The sequence below is a fragment of the Burkholderia thailandensis E264 genome (assembly GCF_000012365.1).
Lineage (GTDB): Bacteria > Pseudomonadota > Gammaproteobacteria > Burkholderiales > Burkholderiaceae > Burkholderia > Burkholderia thailandensis.
In genome coordinates this window covers 1,710,508-1,734,524 of sequence record NC_007650.1, presented here as the reverse complement: position 1 = coordinate 1,734,524, position 24,017 = coordinate 1,710,508, and the positions used below count along the sequence as shown (strand labels likewise).

Genomic DNA, 24,017 nt, shown 5'->3' with positions numbered 1-24,017 from the left:
GAGCGCGGCGGGCAACGCAACGCATGTGTCTGGATGCATCGCGATCGAATTGCGATGTCGCCGCGACGGCCGGGAATCGCATTTGATCGAACGTGGGGCGCGACGTCTTCCAATGCCTTCGGCGATTGCATGATCGGCGGCGCGCTTCGACGCGCGGCGCCGCGTGATGAAAAGAGACGCCGCCGCCCGATGGGCGAACGTCATGAAAAAATGCTCGCGACGATTTTGGCGAGTTGAGCAATCGAAAACTCGATGGACAAAGCCAATGCCGGGCCGCCGGAATCTCGAAGGAAAACCGATGCGCGTCGCACATCCGCAGGCGCGCGCGAAGCGAAATCCGCATCGTGCACAGCGCAGGCGCAGCGCGACGTGAAGCGTTCGAATGACGACATCGCAACCGCGCGGGTTGCGACGAATGCCGCGTCAAGCGATTCGGTGCAACTCGATCGATCGCCTGCGTCGCAACCTCGAGGCGCGACCCCGTCCGAACCCGTTTCGGCATCGGACGATCTGGCCGACCCGGCACGATCGACGGCGTTTTCGTCCACCGCCGAACCTGCTCGAACGGCCCCGCCGCCCAGCGTGCGAATGCCGCGCCTGCACAGGGCGCATACATCGCTTCAGGCCCATTACGGGAAGCTCGATACCGCGCAAAAGCTCTATCTGAACTGCGCGCTCGCATTGCTGCTGTACGGCGTCACCTATCCGCTGCACCACGCGTGGAATTTCGTCGGCCTGGCGATGCTCGCGCTCGCCTTCTGGTTCGCCGGCATGGTCTACGACGCGCTGACGCTCTACAAGCGGATCTACGCGACGCACATCGGAAAGGGCCTGCTGCTGCTCGCGTTCACGGGCCTCACCAATTTTGCGATCGCGCTCGCGAATCAGCGGATCAACGCGGTAGCGGGCCTCGATCCGTCGAAATTTCCTCATACGGAAATCTTCGTCGCGATCCTGTCGATCCCGTTCATCGCGCTGTTGATTCTGATGGTGCTGTACACGGCATCCGTGCTGTTCCTGCCGATCTACGGCATTTTCTTCGTCGTGATGGATGCGAAGGCGAAGGCGTTCTTCTCGGCCAGGCTGGTGAAACAGGGCGACGGCGAGTATCCGGTGATCACCGGAATCTTCCGCTTCGTCAGCTTCTTCATTTTTGCCGGCGTCGTCACGTTCTTCGCGAAACGGATGCTCGGCGATTACGACCGCTTCATGACGTCGACGACCGAGGAGTCGGTCTATCTGCTCGAAATGTACGAGAAGTCGCCGTGCGACGTGCCGCAGGGCGCGCGCGTCGCGTTCCTCGACGACGACAACATCGTGTATGCGCTGCGCGTCGGCGCCGAGCTGAAGTTCTTCCCGCAGCCGTGCAAGCGGGGTGCGAAGTGACCGCCCGGGGCGCCACGCGCGCGCGGCGGCCCCGCGCGTTGACGCCGGTTACGCGCGTTTCCTGAGCGGCGCGTCTTCGACGAACCACGCGAGCGCGAAGGCGATCGCGATCACCGCCGCCGCGCACAGATACACCGTGTGCAGCGAGCTTGCGAACGCATGCAGATACGCGTTGCGCACCGCGTCCGGCAACTGGCGCACGGCCGATGGCCCGAGCGACGGCGGCAGTTCCGTATCGGGCGGCAGCGCTGCGGCGAGCCGCGCGTGCAGCCCGTTCGAGAACAGCGCGCCGAACGCGGCGACACCGAGCGAGCCGCCGATCGAGCGAAAGAGGGTCGCGCCGGACGTCGCGACGCCCAGATGCCGGAATTCGACGGTGTTTTGCACCGCGAGCACGATGACGGGCATCACCATGCCGAGCCCGCCGCCGAGGAGCGCCATGTACAGGTACATCGCGCGCAGCGGCGTGTCGAGCGACAGCGTCGCGAGGAGCAGCATCGCCGCGCCGGCGACGAAGGTGCCCGCGATCGGGAAGAGGCGATACTTGCCGAGCTTCGTGATCAGGCGGCCGCTGCCGATCGACGTCGCGAGCAAGCCGCCCATCATCGGCAGCACCTGCATGCCGGCTTCCGACGGCGTCGAGCCCTTGACGACCTGCAGATAGAGCGGCAGGAACGTGACCGAGCCGAACAGCGCGAGCCCGACGACGAAGCCGATCAGGCAGCACAGCACGAAGGTGCGGTGGCGGAACAGCTCAAGCGGCATGATCGGTTCGGCGGCGAGGCGTTCCTCGTAGACGAATCCGGCTGTCGCGACGAGGCCGAGCGCGAGCGTGAACCACAGCTGCGGCGACGACCACGGCAGGATCGTGCCGCCCTGGCTCGTGAACAGCACGACGCAGGTGAGCGCCGTGGCGAGGAACGCGGCGCCCGCATAGTCGATCCGGTGTCGCACGTGCGCGGTGTGCGGCTTGAACGCCGCGCCGATCACCGCGAACGCGAGCGCGCCGAGCGGCAGGTTGATGTAGAAGATCCAGCGCCACGACAGATGCTGGACGAGGAACCCGCCGAGCAGCGGGCCGATCACCGTCGCGATCCCGTACACGCCGCCGAACATCCCCTGATAGCGGCCGCGCTCGTCGGGCGGGATCAGATCGGCGATCGCCGCCATCGTGACGACCATCAGCCCGCCGCCGCCGAGCCCCTGCAGCGCGCGCAGCACGATCAACTGCGTCATGTTCTGCGCGAGCCCGCACAGCGCCGAACCGGCGACGAACAACACGATCGCCGCCTGCAGCACGATCTTGCGCCCGTACAGGTCGCCGAGCTTGCCGTACAGCGGCAGCACGACGGTCGACGCCAGCAGGTACGCGGTGACGACCCAGGACAGCTTCTCGAGCCCGCCCAAGTCGCCGACGATCGTCGGCAGCGCGGTCGACACGATCGTCTGGTCGAGCGCGGACAGCAGCAGCACGAGCAGCAGCGCGGCGATCGTGAGCCGCACGGACGCGGCCGGTCGGCCGGCATCGGCGTGGGCGGGCGGCGCGGAGGAGTCGGTGGGCATGGGGGCTCGTGTTGTCGTTCGGGGGCAGACGGAATGTAGAAACAATCGTTTGACTAGTCAATCTCTGCTTCGTCAAAAGGGTTTCCGTTGATTACCGGCGGGCGATGGCCGGGTTCGGTCGCATTTGGCCGCCGGGCCGCGGCATGTCGTCGCACCGCTTGAGGCGTCTCAAGTTTTCGGAAGTCGGGCCGTAATACCGGCGACTGTCCCCTAAACGGCGGCTACCACTTGCGACTCTTCTGGTCATGAATGCTTTTTTCTCCCGCTTTTCGATTCGCACCCGGATTTTCTCGACGCTCGGACTCGTCGCCGCGCTGTTGACGATCACGGGCGTGATCGGCTTCTTCAGCATGCAGAACTCGAACGCCGCGCTCGACGACGCGTACACGCGGCAACTCGCGGCGAAGACGGCGCTGGCGTCGGCGAGCCTGAATCTCGCGATCACGCGCACGACGCTCGACCGCGTGATCCTGCATCCGGAGGTGCCCGACGCCGCGAACACCATCGCGAAGGCGGAGCAGTATCTGGCCGCATCGGACCGCGGCTGGCGCGACTACGACGCGCTGCCGCGCGGCGACGACGAAAAGACGCTCGCCGAGCAGGCGAACGCCGCGCGCCGCGCGCTCGCCGAAGAGGCGCTCAAGCCGATGATCGAAGCGCTGAAGGCCGGCCGGCACGACGAAGCCGATCGCCTGATGATGACGGTCGCGCCGCCGCTGTCCGTTGCGTGGACGAAGGCGACGGCCGCGCTCGACGATGCGCGCGCCGCGTATGGCAAGGCCGCGTACGACGCCGCGGAGCAGATGTACGGATGGCTGCGGCTCGTGCTCGGCGGGCTGATCGTGTTCGGCCTCGCCGCGTGCCTCGGCTGCGCGATCGGCCTGCACTTCGCGATCACCCAGCCGCTCGTGCGCATCCTCGGGCACCTGCGCCGCCTGGCGGAAGGCGATCTGACGGGCGAACTGCGCTGGACGTCGCACGACGAGATGGCCGAGCTCGTCGCGGGCCTCACGACGATGCAGCGCAGCCTGTCGGAAACCGTGCGCAAGGTGACGGACGGCTCCGAATCGATCGCGACCGCGACCCGCCAGATCGCGGCCGGCAACACCGATCTGTCGCAGCGCACGGAGGAGCAGGCGGCCGCGCTGCAGCAGACGGCGGCGAGCATGGAGCAATTGACCGCGACGGTGAAGCAGAACGCGGACAACGCGCGCGAAGCGCAGAACTGCGCCGATAGCGCGACCGACATCGCGACGAAGGGCGCGACCGTCGTCGGCGAGGTGGTGGGCACGATGGCCGAGATCGACCAGAGCTCGCAGAAGGTGGCCGACATCATCGGCACGATCGAAGGGATCGCGTTCCAGACCAACATTCTCGCGCTGAACGCGGCCGTCGAGGCGGCGCGCGCGGGCGAGCAGGGCCGCGGCTTCGCGGTCGTCGCGGGCGAGGTGCGCACGCTCGCGCAGCGCTCCGCGTCGGCGGCCAAGGAGATCAAGGCGCTGATCGGCGAATCGGTCGAGCGGGTCGCGACGGGCTCGCGGCTCGTCGGCTCGGCGGGCGACACGATGCAGGAGATCCAGCGCGCGATCGCTCGCGTGACGGGCATCATGACCGAGATATCGGCCGCGTCGAACGAGCAGCGCGACGGCATCGAGCAGGTCAACCGCGCCGTGTCGCAAATGGATCAGGTGTCGCAGCAGAACGCGGCGCTCGTCGAGCAGGCGGCGGCGGCCGCCGCGTCGCTCGAGGAGCAGGCGGACGGGCTGCGCCGCACGGTCGGCGCGTTCCGCGTCGTCGCCTGACGGGCGGGCCGCAGCCGGCCGTCGTGCGGCGCGCGCGGACGCCGGGCGCGCGCGATTCCCGGCCGGCGCGCCACGCTCGCGCCGTTTGCGCGTTGCGCTTCGCCGACGTTCGCCGCGGCCGCTCCCTCAAGCGGAAGGTACGATCCGCCGCGCCGCGCGCCGCGACGCGACGACGATCAGCTTCATCGTCGCGCGCGTCGCGCCGACGAACAGCTTGCGCGCCGCCCGCTCGTCGAACGTGTCGAAGTCGACCTCGGTCAGGATCACGCACGGCGCCGCCTGCCCCTTGAAGCGATAGATCGAGTCGAGCAGCACGTCGCCTTCCCGGTATTCCGGGTTCCCGAACAGATCGTATTTGCCGGTGAAGCTCTTCACGCGGTGCGGCCCGAGCTGGTCGAGCGCCGTGAGCGCCGAGCCCTCGCGCCCCCTGAACGAGAGCACCGTGATGTCCTGCTTGCGAAAGCCGAGCGCGAGCGCGTGCGTGACCGCGCGCTTCGTCGCGTCGATGCAGGCTTGCGCGGCCGATTCCGCTTGCGCGTCGTCGTACGCGGAAATCGAGATGTCCGATCCGCCGAACGGGCTGCCCGACACGAGCTCGGCCGCGAGCGGCTCGACGCTGCCAACGACCTCGCGCACGTAGTCGAGGATGTCGCGCGGGCTGCGGTAGTTGGTCGTCTCCTTGAGCGTCACCCAGCCGGCAAGCGGGACGCGCTCGCGCATGTAGAGGTTCTGCAGCGGATCTTCCAGCCACCACCATGCGCCGTTGGGCGCGACGAGCCGCTCGAGCGCGTCCGCCCACGACGGCTGAAAGTCCTGGCCTTCGTCGACGATCAGCGTGTCGAACCGCCAGCGCTCGGCGATCGGTGTTTGCGCGAAGCGCGCCTCGAGCTGCGCGAACGCGTCGCGCGCGCCGAAGTCGGGGGCGTGGCCGCCGTCGCGCGCGATCCAGTCGCAGAGCTGATGGTAGTTCGCGATCTTCGCGCCTTCGGGCGCGATCCGCGCGACGTGATCGGCGAGCGGCCGGTTGAAGCACACGTACAGCACGCGTTTGCCGGCCGAGAGCGCGTCGCGCATCGCCTGCACGGCGAGCTGCGTCTTGCCGGAGCCCGCGGTCGCGATCACGCGCAGCCGGAACGGCGCGAATGCAAGCCGGCGCGCCCAGGCCGCGAGGCCGCCCGCGAGCCGCGTGACGAGCGTGTCCGCCTGGCCGACGAGCGCGCTCGTGTCAGGCGTCAGCGACAGCTCGTCCGCGAGGAAATGATGGATCTTCGCCGCGCTCGCAAAGGGCGGCTCGTCGGCGGGCAGCGTTTCGACGATGCGCGCGGCGAGCGCGTGCCTGCACGTCGCGTCGACGATCCGCGCGGGCGCGACGCCCGCGATCGCCGGATTCTTCACCGTGTAGTCCGGGCAGTACAGCAGCTCCTCGACGCCGTACGCGCCCGCGCCGAGCACGGTGGTGAGCCGGCGATGCAGGTTCTCGAGCGTGCGCGCGAGCTGGATCGATACGTTGCGCTCGGTTTGCAGATAGACCTTGACGAGCCCCTTCGGCGTCTCGCGCAGGAAGCCCGCCTTCTGTTCGATCACGAGCACGCGCCCGGCCGGGCTCACGATCACGAAGCTGGCTTCGCCGAATACCGAGAAATTCTGGTCCGCGCGCGTCCAGTGCACGCCGTGATAGACCGTGTACGCGTCGGGCAGCGTCCGCTCCAGCGTCGCGAGCGTTTCGCGTTCGCGCTCGGCCGCGCCCGTGGCGGCAAGGTTCTTCCAGTCGTCGGGAATGATGCGGGCCATGTCGGGTCCTGGCGGTGCGTTCGATGGACAAGGATCGCCGGCTATTGTACGCAGGCGCACGCTCTCCGGGCCGCGACGCCGACACGTGCGGCGACGCGCGAGGCGCGCGGATCGACGCGGCATGTCGCAGGCGGGGCGAACGTCGGGCGACGTGGAAAGAGAAAGTGGGCCGCATACGCGCTCGCCCGCGGGGCGCGGCGTGAGATGCGTCGACAACGGGCGTGGTGATGTCGAACGAAGGTCGCGATTTCGACAGGGGGGCGCAATCTCAAAATTCGGTGCCGCGGCGGCCGCCGCGGCATGCGCGAGAGCTGCGGGCCGCGGCGCGCGGGCCGCGCGCTTTCGCCGTCACGCGTGCGACAGACGCTTCGCGAGATCGGCGCTCAGGATCGCCATGCGGGCGGGTTTCTCGTAGCAGACAACGTCGTAGACGCGGATCACTTCGCTGATTTCCGCTTCGCTCGCGCGGCCCGTCAGCAGGTCGCCCGTCAGCACGAAGATCGGCGCGCCCGGATTGTCTGACGCGCGCACGGCCTGGATCGCGTCGGCGGCGTTGCGGCCGTCGAACATCCACTCGGTGACGACCGCGTCGAATGCCTGGCCCTGCAGCGCCTCGACGAACGCGTCGACGCTGGCGAAGCGCGCCGTCACGAACCCCTGCTCGTCGAGATAGCGGCAGACTTCGTCGGCGCTCACGCTGTCGGCGTCGATGACCGCGACGAGCAGCCTGTCGCTTTCCGCGCGGCGCGGGTAGATCTCGATCTTGTGAACGTCGTACGCGTTCTGGTAGAGCACGCCGGTATGGCGCAGCACGCGCCAGCGGCCCTGCTGTTCGTACGCGACGAACTCGGGGCGCGCGCCGGCGTCGAGGAGCCCGCCGATCCATGCGGTGCACGGAATCTCGGCGATGCCCGCATACAGCACCGCGTCGCGCGCGCATGCGCCGACCATGCCGGGGTCGAGCGCCTGCGCGCCGAACAGCTGCGCGGCAGGTTCGCCGTACGCTTCGGCGACTTTCTTGATTTGCGCGAGCGTCCAGGGACTGCTGCCGCGCAGCTTGCGATGCCCTTGCGAGAAGCTCAGGTCGAGAATTCGACAAAGCTCGGTCGTCTGCTGACGCTTGCCGATGCCGTGGCGGGTCATCAGCTCGCGCACGCGCTCGGCGACCGCAAGGGAATCCGTGGTGATTGCTTCGTTAGCCATACTGCGGGAACGGATCGGATCGAATGATTCAGGACGGAGCGCCTGATGGCGCACGGTACGGCATCACTGGATGCCGTCGGATGAAGCGAGCCGACCGGCCACGCGTAGAAAGATAACTTTACCGCAAAACAAAGTTCGTCCTGCGCACCAGTGTGCGTTTTTCTGTGAAAGGTGTTTCGCCACGTTACTGTGACGGGTTTTCGCCGATGGCGTTTTCGTCGAAACTTCCGACATGACTACCACCTATCCGTTGTACAAGACACTCACGCACGCAGGCGAGCCGTTTCCCGCGCAAGCCGACGTCGTCATCGCCGGCGCGGGCATCATGGGGTGCGCCGCCGCCTATTATCTCGGGTTGCGCGGGATAAAGGCGGTCGTGTTCGACAAATCGCGCATAGCGGGACAACAGTCGACGCGCGCATGGGGCTTCGTGCGTCAGCAGGGCCGCGAAGCCGCGGAGGTGCCGCTGATGATGGCCGGCATGCGCTTGTGGGAGGGGCTCGAGCGCGAGCTCGGCGCCGATCTGGAGTGGCGGCAGGGCGGCTGTCTCTATATCGCCGGCAACGATGACGAGTGGGCGTCGTTCCGGCAATGGACGGATGTCGCGCGCACGCACGGGCTCGATACGCGCATGCTCGCGCGCGCCGAGATCGATGCGCACGTGAGCGGCCTCGCCGCGCCCGCGCTCGGCGGCCTCTACACGGCGAGCGACGGCCAGGCCGAGCCGCGCCGCGTCGCCGCGGCGTTCGCCGCGCGCGCGGCCGAAGCCGGCGCGCGTTTCGTTGAAGGCTGCGGCGTGACCGCGATCGACATGTCGGCCGGCGCGGTGACGGGCGTCGTCACCGAGCGCGGCAGCGTGAAGGCGCGGCGTGTGATCTGCGCGGCCGGCGCGACGAGCTTGCGTCTGCTCGACGGTGTCGGCATCCGGCTGCCGCAGCAGGCGGTGCGCGGCACCTGCATGCGCACGAACGCGCTGCCCGCCGTGTCCGCGTCGACGATCTGGGGGCACGGCCTCGGCATCCGGCAGCGCGCGAACGGCGCGATCAATCTCGCGGACGACATGCAGGTCGATGTCGACGTCACGCTCGGCCACCTGCGCGGGCTGAGCCTGTTCTTGCCCGAGCTGTGGGCGCAGCGCGAGAAATTCCGCTTTCATCTGAACGGCGCGGCGTGGCGCGATCTGAAGACGCGCGCCGCGGGCGGCGCGCCGGCGATCGAGCCGCGCGATCCGAATCCGCAGCCGAATCCCGCCCATGCGCCGCGCGCGCTCGCGAAGCTGAAGGCGACCTTCCCGGCGCTGCGAGACGCGCAGATCGTCGAGGCGTGGGCCGGCCTGATCGACGTGCTGCCCGACGGCATTCCGGTGATCGATGCGCCGCGCGCGCCGGACGGGCTTGCGATCGCGACCGGGTTCTGCGGGCACGGCTTCGCGATGGGGCCGATCGTCGGCCGCCTGCTCGCCGAGTGGGTCGACACCGGCACGACGTCGCTCGATCTGTCCGCGTTTCGCGCGGCGCGCTTCGTCGACGGGACGATGCGGCGGCCGGCGAGCATGCTGTAGCGCCGACGGCCGGTCGGGGCGGCGATGGTTGTGGCGGCGATGGCGGCAATTGCAGCGACAACTGCAACTGCAACGGTAGCGGCCCTATCATCGATGCGGCGAACATCGAATGTCGTCGATCGCTGCCGATCGCCGCCGTGCCGCGCCGGCGCGCGGCGCGCTCGACGCGGCAGCGGCTTGCGCCGCGCGCGGAGCGGTCTCGCGGCGTAAAATCGCGACGCTTGGCTTCTGGAGAAAATCATTGGCGTTGCCATCCGAATACCGCAAGTCGCTGCGATTTCGCCTGCGCAGGACACGCACGCAGTGGAAGGCGCCGCGCTCGCGCACGCTGTTCACGCGGCCTGCCGCGTCGCCGCTGCGCACGCTGACGTTGCGCCTCGCGCTCGTCGTCGGCCTGTGCGCGCTCGCGTTCCTCGTGCTGTATCTCGATCGCGACGGCCTGCGCGATTCGACGAAGAGCGCGCCGATGAGCATCGCCGATCTCGTCTATTTCACGATGGTGACGGTCGCGACGGTCGGCTATGGCGACATCGTTCCCGTCACCGCGCGCGCACGCCTCATCGACGCATTCTTCATCGTGCCGATCCGCATCGGCATCTGGTTCATCTTTCTCGGCACCGCTTATCAATTCGTGATTCAACGAGTCATCGAGGAGTACCGCATGAAGCGCCTGCAAAAGAACCTGCGCGATCACATCGTGATTTGCGGCTACGGGCTGAGCGGCTCGATCGCCGTGCGCGAGCTGCTCGAAAGCGGCGTCGATCCCGCGACGCTGATCGTCATCGATTCGCAGGAGCAGGCGCTCGAGGCGGCAGCCGCGCTCGGCGTGACGGGCCTTTGCGGCGATCCCGCGCACGAGGATCTGCTGCAGCAGGCGCAGGTGCGCAGCGCGAAGGCGGTCATCATTTCGGTCACCGACGATCCGACCGCGATCCTGCTTACGCTGTCGGTGCGCAGCATCGCGCCGGATACGAAGATCGTCGTGCGGATTCAGGAGAACCTGTATCAGCGGCAATTGCGTCAGGCGGGCGCCGACGTGATCGTGTCGTCGACGAAGATCGGCGCGCTGTTGCTCGCCGACGCGGTCGAGAGCCGCTACATCGTGCCGTTCGTCAACGACATGCTGTCCACGCGCGGCCGCGCGACGCTCGTCGAGCGGCCGGCCGCCGCGCACGAGATCGGCTGCATGTCGAATGCGGTGGCGGGCGCGCTCGTCGTCGGGCTCGATCGCGGCGGCAAGATCCTGTCGTTCTACGAAGATCCGCCATGCCGGATCGAGGCGGGCGATACGCTCGTCGTGATCCAGTCGACGCGCGCGATGGAGCGCGCGGGCATCGAGCTCGCCGACTGAGCGCGATGCGGCGGGCCGACGCGCGGCGCGCGGCGCGCCGATAAGCGCCGATCAGGCCGTTGCCGCGGCGGCGAGGGGAGGCGCCGCCGCGTCCGGCTTCACCGCGATCGATTCGCGCACGAGCGCGGCGAGTTGCTCGGCGTCGTGCTCGGGAATCCAGTGCGTCGCGTGCGGCAGCACTTCGAGCCGGTACGGCCCGCTCGCGAATTCGCGAGCGAGCTCGGCGCCGCGCCGCGACAGCGCCGCATCCCGCGCGCCCCAGACGTGCAGAACGGGCACGGGTACCTTGCGAGTGAGATAGCCGGGCGGCGTCAGCGCGATCGCGCGATACCAGTTGAGCGAGGTCGTCAGCGCGCCCGCGTCGACGATGTCGGCGTAGACGGCATTCACGTCGTCGCGCGTCATGCCCGTGCCCGCCAGCATTTTCCCGAACAGCCCGCGGCAGCGCGTGACGAACAGCTCCGGCAGCTTCGGCAACTGAAAGAGGCCCATGTAGTACGAGCGGAACAACTGGTCGCTGCTGAGCATCGAGCGCATGAACGCGCCCGAGTGCGGCACCGACACCGTCGTCAGCGTGCGCACCGCGGCGGGATGCCGGCCCGCGAGCGCCCACGCGACGGCCGCGCCCCAGTCGTGCCCGACGACGTGCACCGGGCCGCCGCCGAGCCGCTCGATCAGCGCGACGACATCGCCGACGAGATGCGGCATGCGGTAAGCGGCGACGCGGCGCGGGCGGGCGAGCGGCGAGTAGCCGCGCTGGTTCGGCGCGATGGTCCGATAGCCGTCGGCGTTCAGCAGGGCCGCGACGCGTGCCCAGCACTTCGCGGTTTGCGGCCAGCCGTGCAGCAGCACGATGATCTCGCCGTCGACCGGGCCCGTATCGACGACGTCGAAAGTCAATCCTTCGTGACTGAACGAGCTCACGCGGCGCGCATCATCCATGATCGGATCTCCTGATTTTTGACTTCGATATCGTGTGACCGCGCGGTGCGCGCGAAGGCGATGCCGAAGCGCGCCGACGGCGGACAGGCGGCGCGTTCGCGGCTGGGGGCGCGGCCGTCGCCGGGGCTTGCGGCCGCGAACGCCCGCGCCGCCAGCCCGAGGCGTCGAAAAAGTCTAGTGGACGGCTGCCGGTTTGCCTATTGGATATTCGTGATGTGATTCATTGACGATCCGGAAATTGCCGCACGCGCGCTTGACGGCGTACCCGTCGCCGCGCACGGCGGCTCGCGCGGCAATTGGGGGAAAACCTCGGGCGCGAAGCGCCGGCGCGGGGATCGAAGCCGTGTAGCATCTGGGCCGATCCGGAATCCACGACGATCTTTTTTCAATTTCAGGACAGGAGAGCGGCATGAGCGAACGAGACCGCGAACAAGGCAAGGCGCGCCGGGCGCAGGTGATGGGCGACGCGTTCGTCGAGCGCGCGATGAGCAATCTGGACGGCTTTTCGCGGCCGTTGCAGGACTGGCTGAACGAGCACGCGTGGGGCAGCACGTGGCAGCGCGGCGGCATCGACCTGAAGACGCGCAGCCTCTGCACGTGCGCGATGCTCGCGGCGCTCGGCCGTGGCCACGAGCTCAAGGGGCATGTTCGAGGCGCGCTGAACAACGGCGCGACCCTCGTCGAGATTCGCGAGGTGCTGTTGCACAGCGCGCTGTACGCGGGCGCGCCGGCGGCTGTCGAGGCGTTCCGCAACGCGCGGGAAGTGATCGATGCGCTGGGGCTTGACATGCCCGATGACGGGGCGTGACGTTGTCGCGGCGTCGGGCGGTTGCGGCGGCGACTGAACGCTTGCGAATCGGCGTCGATCGTCGATACTGATGTCGCCGAGTCGCCGAGTCGCCGAGTCGCCGAGTCGCCGAGTCGCCGAGTCGCCGAGTCGCCGAGTCTCGATGTCGCGCGAGGCGTAGAGATCGCGGGCCGAGGAACCGGCGAATGACCGGACCGCCGAGCCGGCGTCGAACCGACTGACGACGCGCAGCCCTGCGCCGCCGGCAACACGAATGCGCGGACGAAGCGCAGCGGGAACGCATCCGCCGCGCGACCCGGACGCGCCGTCGCCCCGAACCCGGGGCCGCCCCCGTTAGACCAAGAGGACCTCAACGATGACGACAGCGGTTTTAGACGCGGCGCAGACGGCGCGCGTCACGCCTTTCGCCGAGCTCACCGACGCGTTGCGCACGGCGGCGCTCGACGCGGCCGCGGGCCGCATCGCGAGCCCGGCGCGGCTCGTCGTGCCGCTCAACGAGGGCGGCGTGATGCTGTCGATGCCCGCGTCGGCCCCCGATCTGGCGATTCACAAGCTCGTGACCGTATGCCCGCGCAACCGCGGCAGCGGCTTACCGACGATCCAGGGGCAGGTGAGCGTCGTCGATCCGACGACGGGGGCGCCGCTCTTCGCGCTCGACGGCCCGACCGTCACCGGTCGCAGGACCGCCGCGGTCACGCTGCTCGCGATGCGCACGTTTCTCGCCGCCGCGCCGCGCGACGTGTTGCTGATCGGCACCGGCACGCAGGCGGCGCATCATGTCGACGCGCTCGCCGCGCTGTTTCCCGGCGTGCGCGTGCGCGTGAAGGCGCGCACGGCCGCGCAGGCGGCGGCGTTCTGCGAACGTCTGCGGACGGTGTTGCCGACGCTCGAGCCGCTCGGCGGCGACGCGCTGCCCGATGCGCTCGACGCGATCATCACGTCGACGACGAGCGCGACGCCCGTGTATGACGAGGAGGCGCGGGCCGGGCGGCTCGTCGTCGGCGTCGGTGCGTTCACGCCGGAAGCGGCCGAGGTCGGCGCGCGGACGATCGCGGGCAGCGCGCTCTATGTCGACGATCCGGCGGGCGCGCGCCATGAGGCGGGCGACCTGATCGTCGCGGGCGTCGACTGGGCGCGCGTGCGCTCGCTCGCCGACGCGCTGCGCGCGCCGGCGGCAACGCGCGCTTCGGCGTCCGCGTCGACCGCATCGGACGGGCCCGCGTCGGGCTTGCCCGTGTTCTTCAAGAGCGTCGGCTGCGCGGCGTGGGACCTTGCCGCGTGCCGCGTCGCACGCGAGTTCATTTCACGCACTCGAGCGTGTACTTGAGCGCGGGGCCGATCAGGCGGCGCCACACGTCCCACGTGTGCGCGCCGTCGACGATCCGCAGCGCCGCGGGATTCTGCGCGCGCCGCAGGCTCGTGTAGAGGGCGCTCGATTCTGCCTGGATCGACAGGTCGTCGTCGCCCGCGGCGATGAACATCCGCAGCCGCAGCGGCTGCGCGAAGTAGCTGCGCCACAGCGCCGGATAGTTGAGCTCGTGCCAGACCTTCGGGTCGAACTGCCGGTCGCCGAACACGCCGACATAGCGCGCGGCGGAACCCGCGGGCGGCTCGTTCGCGTAGATCGCGGGGCTCAGCAGCATCGCGCCGCAGAAGCGCTCCGGCTCGAGGAACGCGAAGCGCAGCGCGCCGTAGCCGCCCATCGACACGCCGCCGATCGCCCGCCCCGCGCGCTGGTTCGACACCGCGTAATGCGTTTCGACATCGGGAATCAGATCGTCGAGAAACGCGCTCTGCATCTTTTCCTTGCGATCGACGTACCAGTCGGTGCCGCCTTGCGGCATCACGATCACGACGGGCGGAATGTCGCGGCGCTCGATCATCGCGTCGGCGGTGAGCTGCAGGCGGCCCTGCGTGATCCAGTCGTTCGCGTTGCCGGCGTTGCCGTGCAGCAGGTACAGCACGGGGTAGCGCGCGCCTTCCGGGTTGTAGCCGGCGGGCAGATAGACGGTGTACGACCAGTCGCGGTGCAGCGCGGTCGAGCGGAACGTGCGGGTGACGATGCTGCTGGCGGGGGCCGCGCGCGCGGCGACGGTGAGCGCGGCGGCGAGCAGCGCGACGAGAGGCAGGGCGAATCGGCGCATGACGGCGTAATGGATATGAGCGCGGATATGCTAGCAGCAGCGAATGACAGCCGTACGCGGATTTTCAGCGTTTCGGGCGGCGCAGCGGCAATCGGAAAGGCCGCTGCGGCCGCAGCAGCCGCGCTTGCCGGACGAAGTCGGACGCCCGCGCGACGAGCGGCGCGTAGAGCTTCGCGACGACGTACAGCAGGCCGACCGCGGCCGCGTCGGCGACGAGGCCGAGCCGCACGTCCAGATAGCCGTCCGTCGCCGTGTACAGCAGCGAATCGACGAGCAGCGAGATGCCTGTCCCGGCGACGAAGCACAGCAGGCCCTGCCGGCCGATCGTGCCGATCCACGGCATGGCCCGCGCGATCCGGTGCATCCAGCCGAGATGGATGAGCTTCGCGGCGAGCCACGCGATCGCGATGAAGTTCGCGAGCCGCAGCGCGCCGAGATTCTGCTTGATCGACGGATCGGTCGGGAACGGCTCGATGCGCAGCCGGTAGTACGCGCCGGCCGCGACGACGGCGAGCGCGGCCGCGGTCGCGAACCAGCCGACCGGCCGTTTCGCGAGCACCGGATAGATCGGCTGGCAGCGCGCGACGATGCCGAGCACGAACAGGAATTGCCACGCGAACGGATTGAAGTCCCATGGCACGCCGTCGACGGTCGGCAGATAGGCGGCGATCTCGCGCGCGCCGAGCCACGTCGCGGCGCTCGCGGCGACGAGCAGCCACCATCCTCGGCTGCGCGCGATGGGCAGCGCGAGCGGCACGAGCAGCGCGAAGAAGGTGTACATCGGCAGCACCGACGCGAGATACGGCTGGCGCCTGAGCAGCAGGATGTCGCGCAGCGCGGCGAGCGGCGCGTGCATCAGCCCGTCGAGATCGTTGATCGGCATGTTCGGCGCGTCGATCTCGAACGCATTCAGCACCGCAGTGATGAAGAGCATCAGGCCGGCCGTGAACAGGAACGCGCGATAGATTTCAAACGCGCGTTTGATGAAGCGCTGGCGCGCGGCGGCCTCGGTATGGCGGGCGGCGAGCGAGTTGTATGCGATCGCGGTCGCGAAGCCGCCAAGGAAGACGAACACCTCGGCCGCGTCGCACAGCGCATACGCGTGCAGCGTGACGCGCGACAGCATGCTGCCGCCGATGTGATCGACGACGATCACGAGCAGCACGAGACCGCGGAAGAAGTCGAGCTCGGCGTAGCGTTGGGCGGGCGCGGCGTTCATGCGGCGTCGCATCTGCGCGACGCGCGACGGGCGCGGTGCGGGGCTCGAACGGCGAAAACGGGGACGGACAAACGGCGCATGACGAAGTGCGGCATCGCTACATGATTGAATTCGGACGACGATGGTCGCGCATTGTGCCATCGATGGCGAGGGTTACGGGTTTACGCGGGGTTACAAACGATTCCGACAAATACCCGACGCATCAGTTGGCAATACGCAACGGAATGTAAAAAAAGTGATGCACCAACATGGACGCTGCATTTTTTGCATGACAGTATTTCTCTTGCTGCAGTAATCCCGCGATACGCGCCGTAGAGACGGGATGCGCTGGAAATGCCCCGGAATGGGGCGCAGAAACGCCGAACACATCGTGGCGGCCCGACATCCGCGAGGCCGCCGAATCAAGGTCTGGAGATATCGATAATGAAAAAGCACATCATTTCCGCTGCCGCATTGCTCGCATTCGCCGCGCCGGTTTTCGCCCAAAGCAGCGTCACGCTGTACGGCGTGATCGACGAGGGTTTCAACTACACGAGCAACGTGAACGTCAACGGCGTCGGCAAGAGCAACTACCAGCTCGCGAGCGGCTTCGCGCAGGGCAGCCGCTGGGGCCTGCGCGGCTCGGAAGACCTGGGCGGCGGCCTGAAGGCCGTCTTCACGTTGGAAAATGGCTTCGACGTGAATAACGGCCGGCTTGGCCAGGGCGGCCGGATGTTCGGCCGCCAGGCGTTCGTCGGCCTGTCGCACGCGCAATACGGTTCGCTCACGCTCGGCCGCCAGTACGATTCGGTCGTCGACTACCTCGCGCCGCTGACGGCGAACGGCAACTGGGGCGGCCTGCTGTTCTCGCACCCGTTCGACAACGACAACACGGATAACTCGTTCCGTGTGAACAACACGATCAAGTACGCGAGCCCGGACTGGAACGGTCTGCAAGTCGGCGGCACGTACAGCTTCAGCAACGCGACGGGCTTCTCGAACAACCGTCAATACAGCATCGGCGCCGCGTACACGCTGGGCGGCCTGCAACTCGCGGCCGCGTACCTGCAGGCGAACAACCCGGGCAAGACGGCGGGCGGCGCGATCGCCGACAACGACGCGAACTTCACGGCCGACCGCCTGCGCATCTTCGGCGGCGGCGTCAACTACACGTTCGGCCCGGCGACGGTCGGCTTCGTCTACACGAAGACCGACGTGAAGAACCCGGTCTCGACGGTCTATCTGCCGACGGCGACGTTCGCGGGCCTCGGTCTGACCGCGACGAAGTTCCAGAACTTCGAAATCAACGGCAAGTACCAACTGACGCCGGCGCTCTTCATCGGCGCGCAGTATGTGTACACGGACGGCAAGTTCGACGCGGCTGCGGGCACGGTCAAGCCGAAGTACCACACGATCGGCCTGATGGCGGACTACAACCTGTCGAAGCGCACCGACGTCTATCTGCAGGGCGCATACCAGAAGGTTGCGGGCGACAAGACGGGCACGATCGCGGATGGCGGCTACGTCGTCGGCACGGACGGCCCGTCGGCATCGGCGAACCAGTTCGCGGTCCGCGCGGCGATCCGTCACAAGTTCTGATCGCGTCGGCTGCGGCGGAGGCGATCGGGCTCGCCGCCGCGGCCGCTTCATCAAGGCGTTCGGCCGGCTCCGCATCGGAGCGGCCGATCAGGACGGCCTGTCCCGGGGGGCACGTTTGGAACCGCCGGTCAGCGGTGCCGGGCGGCTTCGCGATTCAGTCGGGCCGCGCTCGCCCGGCCTGGTGGGCCGGTTCGGCCACTCGCACGGTCTTGCGCACTGTACATGTGCCCGCCTGCAATCGTGCCGCCACTTCCAGCGTTTCTTCGGGTGCAATCAGCCTTGGCATTCCGCCGGGCCGCGCCTCATTCCTCTTCGATTTCATCGGACGCATCTGACGGCCGCCGAGCTGTGCGCGCGAGAAAGTGCGGCGCCGCCGTTCGCGCCGCACCCCGGAACCTCGCGGTGCCGTGACCGGCAGCCGGCTCGCGTTTGCCGGCCGCAAGCAGCCGCAAGCAGTCGCAAGCAGTCGCAAGCAGTCGCGATCAGGCTGCGAACGACTCGTCCTTTCCCGGATCGTGCGCGAGAAATGCGATGAACTCGCGCGTGTACTTCGGCAGTTCGTCGAAGGCGCGCGCGCAGATCGTCAAGCGACGGTGCGCCCACGGGTCCGTGAGCTCGATCAGCCGGATCTGCATCGTCTGTTGCGCGCGCAGCGCCGCGTGGCGCGACACGATGCCGATCCCGACGCCGCGCGCGATCAGCCGGCAAATGGCGTCGAAGCTCTTCAACTGGACACGGTAGTCGATTCGCTTGCCGAGCGCCTTCGCCTGATCGGCAAGGTGGACCTGCAGCGCGCTGCCGTCCGTCATGCCGATGAAGTCGGCATCGACGAGCTCCGAGAACGCCACCCGCTCGCGCGCGGCGAGCGGATGGTCGAGCGCCGCGACGGCGATCAGCCAGTCCTCGCGAAACGGCATCTGCTCGAGCCCGTCGAGGCCGACCGAATCTGCGACGATCCCGAAATCCGCCGTCTTGCCGCGGATCGCGTGCACGATCTCCTGGCTCGACCGTTCCTCGACGCTCACCGACAGCTTCGGGTGGCGCGGCAGGTATTCGGCGAGCGCGTCCGGCAGGTATTCGCTGAGCGCGGCGGTGTTGCTGAGCAGGCGAATGTGGCCGCGCAATCCCGCGCCGAACTGTTGCAGTTCGCCGCGCATGTGGTCGATCTGCTGCAGCACGACGCGTGCGTGATGCTCGAGCGCGCGGCCGGCTTCGGTCGCGCGCGTGCCGCGCTTCGCGCGCTGCAAGAGCGGCACGCCGAGTTCTTCTTCCATGCCGCGGATCCGCTCGCTTGCGGATTGCAGCGTCATATGCGCGCGCTCGGCGCCTCCCGTGATGCTGCCGGCTTCGCAGACATGCAGGAAAAGTCGCAGATCGGTCAGGTCGAATCGCATGAGGCTGGCTTGCGTTGTCGTTGTAATGGCCGATACGGTAACAGGATTGCCGGCCGTCGCGGTCAGGCTATACCTGAGGCCCGCTTCGCGGGTTCCGCATTTTCGTGCGACGAATCGCCGCGCATCATGTCCGCTCGTTCGTCGACATGGAGCCGCGCATGCGAAGCATCTCGTTGTGGCTGCTGGCGTTCAAGATTGCGTTGCACATCTTCTTTCTCTGTTGCGGCATCGCTTTCGCGTATTCGACGCTGGTCGCGCCGGACCGTTGACGCATGCGGCCGTCGGGCGTGCTGCGGATCCATTTCGCCGCCCGCCGGGCAGGGCCCGCGACGCCTCGTGCGTCTGCCAATCCGGCCGAAAATGCAAACGTTCACCCGAAATGGGCGCCGTTCGATATTTTTAGAGGGTCGAACGCGCGTTTTGCGCCGCGTGTGAAAGCCTCGCTCGTTGCGCGGCCTCGGCGAATTATTTCGTTCGCCGTAGGATTCGAGAGGCTCAATTTCTGCCTCCGCAATGCCGGCTGCGATTTTGTCATCATTCTTGCATCCGGTTACACGCGCTCCCGACGAATTTTGAGATGCTCGAAAAATTCAATGACCGGAGTTGTCTCGAGCATGAGCAAGAGCGAGATCGACCGTAGTGTCGCATGGCTGTCCGGCGTGGCGGCCGTGTTCGTCGTCGCGGGCTGCGCGACCACGTCGCCCGTCACGCCGACCGATACGCTTGCCGGCGCGGCGGCGCCGGCAAGCGCCGCACAGCCCGCCGCCGCGCCGCTGCCGGGCGACGCCGCGCAGCATCAGGAGAAGGCCGCCGCGCCCGTCGCGACGCGCTATGTCGTGAAGTCCGGCGACACGCTGTCGGCCATCGCGGAGGCGAACGGCTGCACCGTGCGCGACCTGCAGGCTTGGAACCGGATGGGCCGGCGGACCCGCATCGGCATCGGGCAAGTGCTGCGCGTCGCGCCGCCGGGCGCGGAGAGCGCGGCCGCCTCTCCCGCCTTTCAGCCGGCCAACGGTGCCGGCGGGGCCTCCGCGGCGGCCAATGCGGCCGATTCCGCGCATGCGGCCGATGCCGCAAGCGGCGCGCGCGTAGCGCCCGCTACCGGCGCAGCGGCACCGGCCGACGCGGCGCTGCCCGCATCGGCGCCCGAAAGCGCCGCGGAGCGCGCGGCGGACCGCCGCGTCGTCCAGGAAACGAAGCGGCACGCGCAATCGATCGCGCTGGCGTGGCCCGCAAAGGGCGCGATCGTCGAAACGTTCCAGCCGGGCCGCAATCGCGGCATCCGGATCGTCGGGCGCGCGGGCGAACCGGTGCGCGCCGCGGCGTCCGGCCGCGTGATGTACGCGGGCACGGGACTGAACGGCTACGGCACGCTGATCCTTGTCCAGCACAACGCGGATTTTCTGACGGCTTACGCGCACAACCGCAAGGTGCTCGTGAAGACGGGGGACGTCGTGCGGCAGGGCGAACAGATCGCCGAGATGGGCACGGGCGACAGCACGCGTGCCGGCATGCTGTTCGAGGTGCGGCGCGACGGCAAGCCCGTCAATCCGATGCAGTACCTGGCGGGCCGGCAGCAGGGATAGCGAAACGCACCTGCGGGGGGGCGAACGGCGGGCGGCCGCCGGGCCGACGCGTGGCGCACGGCACCGCGCGTGCGGCCACACGCGCGCGGCCACACGCGTGCGGCCACAAATTTGCACGCATTCATGTGACGAGAGCTGATACGCTTGCGGACCGCGATATCGGGGGCGCGGGCACCGCGGCCCGATGCGCGTCCGTTCAATCTTCTGGCTATTCTCGCTTTCCGCTCTATGAATCATTCCCCGTTGCGCCGTTCGCTGCTCATCGCAGCCGTTTCCGCACCGCTCGTCGGCGCATGTGCGCCGCTGCGGGACAACGCCAGAAACGTCGCCGCCGAGCAGCAATTGCGCGAACTCGAGTCGACCTTCGACGGCCGCCTCGGCTTCGTCGCGCTCGATACCGCGACAGGCGCGCGCATCGCGCATCGCGCCGACGAGCGCTTCCCGTTCTGCAGTACGTTCAAGACGATGCTGTCGGCCGCGGTTCTCGCGCGCAGCGCCGGCGACGCCGCGCTGTTGCAGCGACGGATTCCGTATGCGAAGCGCGACCTCGTCCGCTACTCGCCGATCACCGAGAAGCACGTCGGCGCCGGCATGACGGTTGCCGAGCTGTGCGCGGCGACGCTCCAGTACAGCGACAACACCGCGGCGAATCTGCTGATCGCGTTGCTCGGCGGCCCGCAGGCCGTCACCGCGTATGCGCGCTCGATCGGCGACGCGACATTCCGCCTCGATCGCCGCGAGACCGAACTGAACACGGCGATTCCCGGCGACGAGCGCGATACGACGACGCCTGCCGCGATGGCCGCGAGCGTGCGCCGGCTGCTCGTCGGCGACGCGCTCGGCACCGCGCAGCGCGCTCAGCTCAATGCGTGGATGCTCGGCAACAAGACGGGCGACGCGCGAATCCGCGCGGGCGTGCCGGCCGGCTGGCGCGTTGCCGACAAGACGGGCACGGGCGACTACGGCACGGGGAACGACATCGGCGTCGCGTATCCGCCCGATCGCGCGCCGATCGTGTTCGTCGTCTATACGACGATGCGCAGTCGGAACGCGCAGGCGCGCGACGACGTGATCGCGTCGGCGGCGCGGATCGCCGCGCGCGCTTTCGTCTGACGGCGCCCGGCCGCGCATTCGCGCGCGCCGCGAGCGGCGGCTTGCCGTGCGCCGGCGGTCCGGCAGCACGCCGGTCGCGGCCGGCATCGGCTCGCGGCCAACAGGAGCGCTCGATGGCGTCCGCGGGCCGCGCGGCTTGTTTGTCACGCGCATGTCACGCGTGACGCGATTCGCGGCGCTGAGGCCGGCGATCGTCTGCGATAACGGCGCGATAAAGGTGCGATAACGGCGCGATGAAGGTGCGCTCGAACCGTATCGGGCAACGTTCGCATCATCCCGCGCCATCCTGTCGCCGCGTCCGTTTCGATCGATTCGGCCCATGCCGGGCCCGCTTCGCTGCGCGCGCGGCGAGCGTGTGGTGCGGCCGCATCACGCGCCGGCGCTCGCGCAACGTGCGCATTTCGCTTATCGTGACGGCTCGCCCGCAGGCATCGCGGTGCCGACTTGCCTGCGCGTCTCCGAGTTTTCCGAGTTCCGTCGTCGACCGCCATGCGCCGCCTCCCGCCCTTGAACGCCCTGCAGATCTTCGCGACGGTCGCGCGCCATCGCAGCTTCACGCGGGCCGCCGACGCGCTATGCGTGACACAAGGGGCGATCAGCCGCCAGATTCAGTCGCTCGAAGCGCATTACGGCTTCCCGCTCTTCATGCGCCACGCGCGCGGCCTCACGTTGACGGCGGAGGGGGAGCAACTGCTGCCCGTCGTCGTCGAGAGCTTCGCGCGAATCGAGGACATTTCACTGAAGCTCACGCGGCAGCGCACCGATCTCGCGCTGAAGGTGCCGACATGCGTGATGCGCTGGGTGCTGCCGCGCATCATGCGCTTCCAGCGCGAGCATCCGGACCTGCACGTGCAGATGACGACCACCTGGCGGCACGACGTGGATTTTCAGAGCGAGCCGTTCGATGCGGCGATCGTCTACGGGGCATCGCCCGGCCCGGACGTGACGGCCGTGCCGCTGTTCGACGAGCGGCTCACGCCCGTATGCTCGCCGGATCTGCTGACGGACAAGCCGATTTCGCATGCCGGCGACCTCGCGCGCCATACGCTGCTGCATCCGACGCGCGATCATCGCGACTGGCGTCGGTGGCTCGAATATGCCGGCGTGGCCGATGTCGATCCGGATCGCGGGCCGAGCTTCGACTCGCTCGATCTCGCGACGAGCGCCGCGATGCAGGGCTTCGGCGTCGCGCTCGGCGATCTTACGCTCAGCGAAGAGGATCTCGCCGCGAGGCGGCTCGCGACGCCGCTCGACATCGTGCTGAAGACGGGCGCGCGCTATGACTTCGTCTACCCGCACAGCGTCGCGCAGCAGCAGAAGATCCGGCGTTTCAGCGCGTGGCTCGACGCGAATCGCGATTGAGCGGGCGGCGCGGCCGGTGCGATGGCGCCGCACGTCGTACGCGGCGCGGGTCATGCCGCAAGCCGCGCGCCGCATGTGATCCGTCATGCAGCGACGCTCGCCGCGAGTCTCGCGCGCCGCAGGCCGTCACGCGACGGCCGCTACAGATACGATACGACGGCGACGACCGGCCGCGCGCCGCCCGCTTGCCCGGCGGGCAGCGGGATCGCGCGCGACAGCTCGGTGAACGTGAAGGTGCGCAGCGCCGCGCCGCTTTGCGGATCGACGAACGTGACGGCGCCTTTCGCCGGACGGGGACACGCGGGCTGAAGCTGCGCGTGCGCGCTGGCGTCGCGCGTGACCGAGAACGAGCACGGCGGCTCGACGATCATGCCGCTGAAACGGATGATGCCGCTTTGCTGCGCGTGAGCCGCGGAGGAAAGCGCAAACATCGACGCGGCCAACAGGCTGGATGCAATCAGCGATGGACGTTGCATAGAATGCTCCACGCGAATGAGCGCCCCGCAACGTTCCGAACGGCAGGCTGCGGATACGCTGCGAAGCTAAATGCGTAAACGGCAGTGCATGCGAAAACTTGATGCGAAAGGACTGGAAGGTTGCGTCGACAACGAACGGTTCGATGTCCTTTGAACGATGCCGACGCTTTCAAGATAGGAGCGATGCGCGGCGAATGCAAGGCGGCAGGCGGGCATGCGGGAAGGGCGCGGCACATCGGCGCGGCGCGGTGCGCCGAGTAATGTCGGCCGGCCGCACCGCCCCGTGATGCGAGCGGATCATCAAACGGGCAGCGTCAACGTGCCGAACAGCGCGAGGTCTTCTTTCTTCGCCGAGCGCGCGTGCCGGCGGATCACCTGAAACAGGCAGTCGATGAAGCAATGCGCGGCGCTGCTCCGCGTGCTGTTGCGCCGTGTGACGATGCCGAGCGCGAGCGGCTCGAAATGCGCCTTCAGCGCGAGTGCCGCCATGCGTTCCCGAAACGGCGGCACGACGCCGAGCACGGCCGGACACCACGCGCGCATGTCCGCGCGCTCGACCATCGTCTGCGGCATCGCGAGCGAATACGCGCGCGACGATACTCGCGAACGGCACGTACGCGAAGATCAATCGCAAGTACTTCGATTTCGACGTCTACGGCGCGAAGTGAGCGCGTGATGCGCCGGCGCGCCGGCACGGCGCGCGTCGCTCGCGCAGGGCGTCGAGCCGGTTCATCGGCA

At 68.5% G+C, this 24,017-nt stretch carries 21 protein-coding genes; 10 read left to right on the top strand and 11 right to left on the bottom strand.

What is annotated here, in order from left to right; translation table 11 throughout:
• Positions 1–200 precede the first annotated feature (200 nt).
• On the bottom strand, positions 201–548 hold the full coding sequence (locus tag BTH_RS35005; RefSeq protein ID WP_154660032.1) for a hypothetical protein: 348 nt from the start codon (positions 546–548) through the stop codon (positions 201–203).
• On the opposite strand from BTH_RS35005, the gene BTH_RS07510 reads away from it, so the two are divergent.
• Positions 436–1,386, top strand: a complete 951-nt coding sequence (locus BTH_RS07510; RefSeq protein WP_223297158.1) for a hypothetical protein — start codon at positions 436–438, stop codon at positions 1,384–1,386. The genes BTH_RS35005 and BTH_RS07510 overlap by 113 nt on opposite strands.
• A 48-nt stretch (positions 1,387–1,434) precedes the next feature.
• Here BTH_RS07510 and BTH_RS07505 read toward each other — a convergent pair whose 3' ends face one another.
• Positions 1,435–2,949: an MDR family MFS transporter gene (locus tag BTH_RS07505; protein WP_009897272.1), complete on the bottom strand. Its 1,515-nt coding sequence runs from the start codon at positions 2,947–2,949 to the stop codon at positions 1,435–1,437.
• 245 nt (positions 2,950–3,194) lie between these two features.
• On the opposite strand from BTH_RS07505, the gene BTH_RS07500 reads away from it, so the two are divergent.
• A complete protein-coding gene (locus tag BTH_RS07500) occupies positions 3,195–4,751 on the top strand; it encodes a methyl-accepting chemotaxis protein (RefSeq protein WP_009897270.1) in 1,557 nt (518 codons plus the stop codon).
• Positions 4,752–4,877: 126 nt separating this feature from the next.
• On the opposite strand, the gene BTH_RS07495 is transcribed toward BTH_RS07500, so the two are convergent.
• Both BTH_RS07495 and BTH_RS07490 read right to left on the bottom strand, forming a co-directional pair.
• The gene (locus tag BTH_RS07495; RefSeq protein WP_009897268.1) at positions 4,878–6,542 is read right to left on the bottom strand and encodes an ATP-binding domain-containing protein; all 1,665 of its coding nucleotides are present in this window, start codon (positions 6,540–6,542) and stop codon (positions 4,878–4,880) included.
• Positions 6,543–6,890: 348 nt separating this feature from the next.
• Entirely contained in the window at positions 6,891–7,745 is an 855-nt protein-coding gene (locus tag BTH_RS07490) for a helix-turn-helix domain-containing protein (RefSeq protein WP_009897266.1), read from the bottom strand.
• 232 nt (positions 7,746–7,977) lie between these two features.
• On the opposite strand from BTH_RS07490, the gene BTH_RS07485 reads away from it, so the two are divergent.
• The gene (locus BTH_RS07485) at positions 7,978–9,306 is read left to right on the top strand and encodes an NAD(P)/FAD-dependent oxidoreductase (RefSeq protein ID WP_009897264.1); all 1,329 of its coding nucleotides are present in this window, start codon (positions 7,978–7,980) and stop codon (positions 9,304–9,306) included.
• Positions 9,307–9,547: 241 nt separating this feature from the next.
• Positions 9,548–10,657 carry a potassium channel family protein gene (locus tag BTH_RS07480; RefSeq protein WP_025370308.1) on the top strand — a complete coding sequence of 370 codons (1,110 nt, stop codon included), beginning with the start codon at positions 9,548–9,550 and terminating at the stop codon, positions 10,655–10,657.
• A 51-nt stretch (positions 10,658–10,708) separates the two neighbouring features.
• On the opposite strand, the gene BTH_RS07475 is transcribed toward BTH_RS07480, so the two are convergent.
• The gene (locus BTH_RS07475; RefSeq protein WP_009897261.1) at positions 10,709–11,599 is read right to left on the bottom strand and encodes an alpha/beta fold hydrolase; all 891 of its coding nucleotides are present in this window, start codon (positions 11,597–11,599) and stop codon (positions 10,709–10,711) included.
• Between the two features lie 409 nt (positions 11,600–12,008).
• On the opposite strand from BTH_RS07475, the gene BTH_RS07470 reads away from it, so the two are divergent.
• Positions 12,009–12,407, top strand: a complete 399-nt coding sequence (locus tag BTH_RS07470) for a carboxymuconolactone decarboxylase family protein (protein WP_009897256.1) — start codon at positions 12,009–12,011, stop codon at positions 12,405–12,407.
• A 355-nt stretch (positions 12,408–12,762) separates the two neighbouring features.
• Positions 12,763–13,734, top strand: coding sequence for a delta(1)-pyrroline-2-carboxylate reductase family protein (locus BTH_RS07465; protein ID WP_009897255.1), 972 nt, complete (start codon positions 12,763–12,765; stop codon positions 13,732–13,734).
• Here the strand turns inward: BTH_RS07465 and BTH_RS07460 are convergent.
• The 3 genes from BTH_RS07460 to BTH_RS35000 form a co-directional block, all read right to left on the bottom strand.
• Positions 13,706–14,551, bottom strand: coding sequence for an alpha/beta hydrolase (locus BTH_RS07460; protein WP_009897253.1), 846 nt, complete (start codon positions 14,549–14,551; stop codon positions 13,706–13,708). The genes BTH_RS07465 and BTH_RS07460 overlap by 29 nt on opposite strands.
• A 64-nt stretch (positions 14,552–14,615) precedes the next feature.
• Positions 14,616–15,770 carry an OpgC domain-containing protein gene (locus BTH_RS07455; RefSeq protein ID WP_025370307.1) on the bottom strand — a complete coding sequence of 385 codons (1,155 nt, stop codon included), beginning with the start codon at positions 15,768–15,770 and terminating at the stop codon, positions 14,616–14,618.
• A gap of 171 nt (positions 15,771–15,941) precedes the next feature.
• The gene (locus tag BTH_RS35000) at positions 15,942–16,175 is read right to left on the bottom strand and encodes a hypothetical protein (RefSeq protein WP_080511293.1); all 234 of its coding nucleotides are present in this window, start codon (positions 16,173–16,175) and stop codon (positions 15,942–15,944) included.
• A gap of 18 nt (positions 16,176–16,193) precedes the next feature.
• Here BTH_RS35000 and BTH_RS07450 point away from each other — a divergent pair, with 18 nt between their 5' ends.
• Positions 16,194–17,348, top strand: a complete 1,155-nt coding sequence (locus BTH_RS07450; protein ID WP_009897249.1) for a porin — start codon at positions 16,194–16,196, stop codon at positions 17,346–17,348.
• A 482-nt stretch (positions 17,349–17,830) separates the two neighbouring features.
• On the opposite strand, the gene BTH_RS07445 is transcribed toward BTH_RS07450, so the two are convergent.
• Positions 17,831–18,742, bottom strand: a complete 912-nt coding sequence (locus tag BTH_RS07445; RefSeq protein WP_009900344.1) for a LysR family transcriptional regulator — start codon at positions 18,740–18,742, stop codon at positions 17,831–17,833.
• A gap of 614 nt (positions 18,743–19,356) precedes the next feature.
• Here BTH_RS07445 and BTH_RS07440 point away from each other — a divergent pair.
• The 3 genes from BTH_RS07440 (at position 19,357) to BTH_RS07425 (ending at position 22,803) form a co-directional block, all read left to right on the top strand.
• Positions 19,357–20,328 carry a M23 family metallopeptidase gene (locus tag BTH_RS07440; protein ID WP_009897244.1) on the top strand — a complete coding sequence of 324 codons (972 nt, stop codon included), beginning with the start codon at positions 19,357–19,359 and terminating at the stop codon, positions 20,326–20,328.
• Between the two features lie 228 nt (positions 20,329–20,556).
• Positions 20,557–21,441: a PEN-L family class A beta-lactamase gene (locus tag BTH_RS07435; protein WP_025370306.1), complete on the top strand. Its 885-nt coding sequence runs from the start codon at positions 20,557–20,559 to the stop codon at positions 21,439–21,441.
• 489 nt (positions 21,442–21,930) lie between these two features.
• On the top strand, positions 21,931–22,803 hold the full coding sequence (locus BTH_RS07425) for a LysR substrate-binding domain-containing protein (protein WP_009897241.1): 873 nt from the start codon (positions 21,931–21,933) through the stop codon (positions 22,801–22,803).
• Positions 22,804–22,943: 140 nt separating this feature from the next.
• On the opposite strand, the gene BTH_RS07420 is transcribed toward BTH_RS07425, so the two are convergent.
• Both BTH_RS07420 and BTH_RS07415 read right to left on the bottom strand, forming a co-directional pair.
• The gene (locus tag BTH_RS07420) at positions 22,944–23,279 is read right to left on the bottom strand and encodes a type 1 fimbrial protein (RefSeq protein ID WP_011401273.1); all 336 of its coding nucleotides are present in this window, start codon (positions 23,277–23,279) and stop codon (positions 22,944–22,946) included.
• Between the two features lie 300 nt (positions 23,280–23,579).
• On the bottom strand, positions 23,580–23,852 hold the full coding sequence (locus BTH_RS07415) for a hypothetical protein (RefSeq protein ID WP_009897238.1): 273 nt from the start codon (positions 23,850–23,852) through the stop codon (positions 23,580–23,582).
• Between the last annotated feature and the right edge of the window lie 165 nt (positions 23,853–24,017).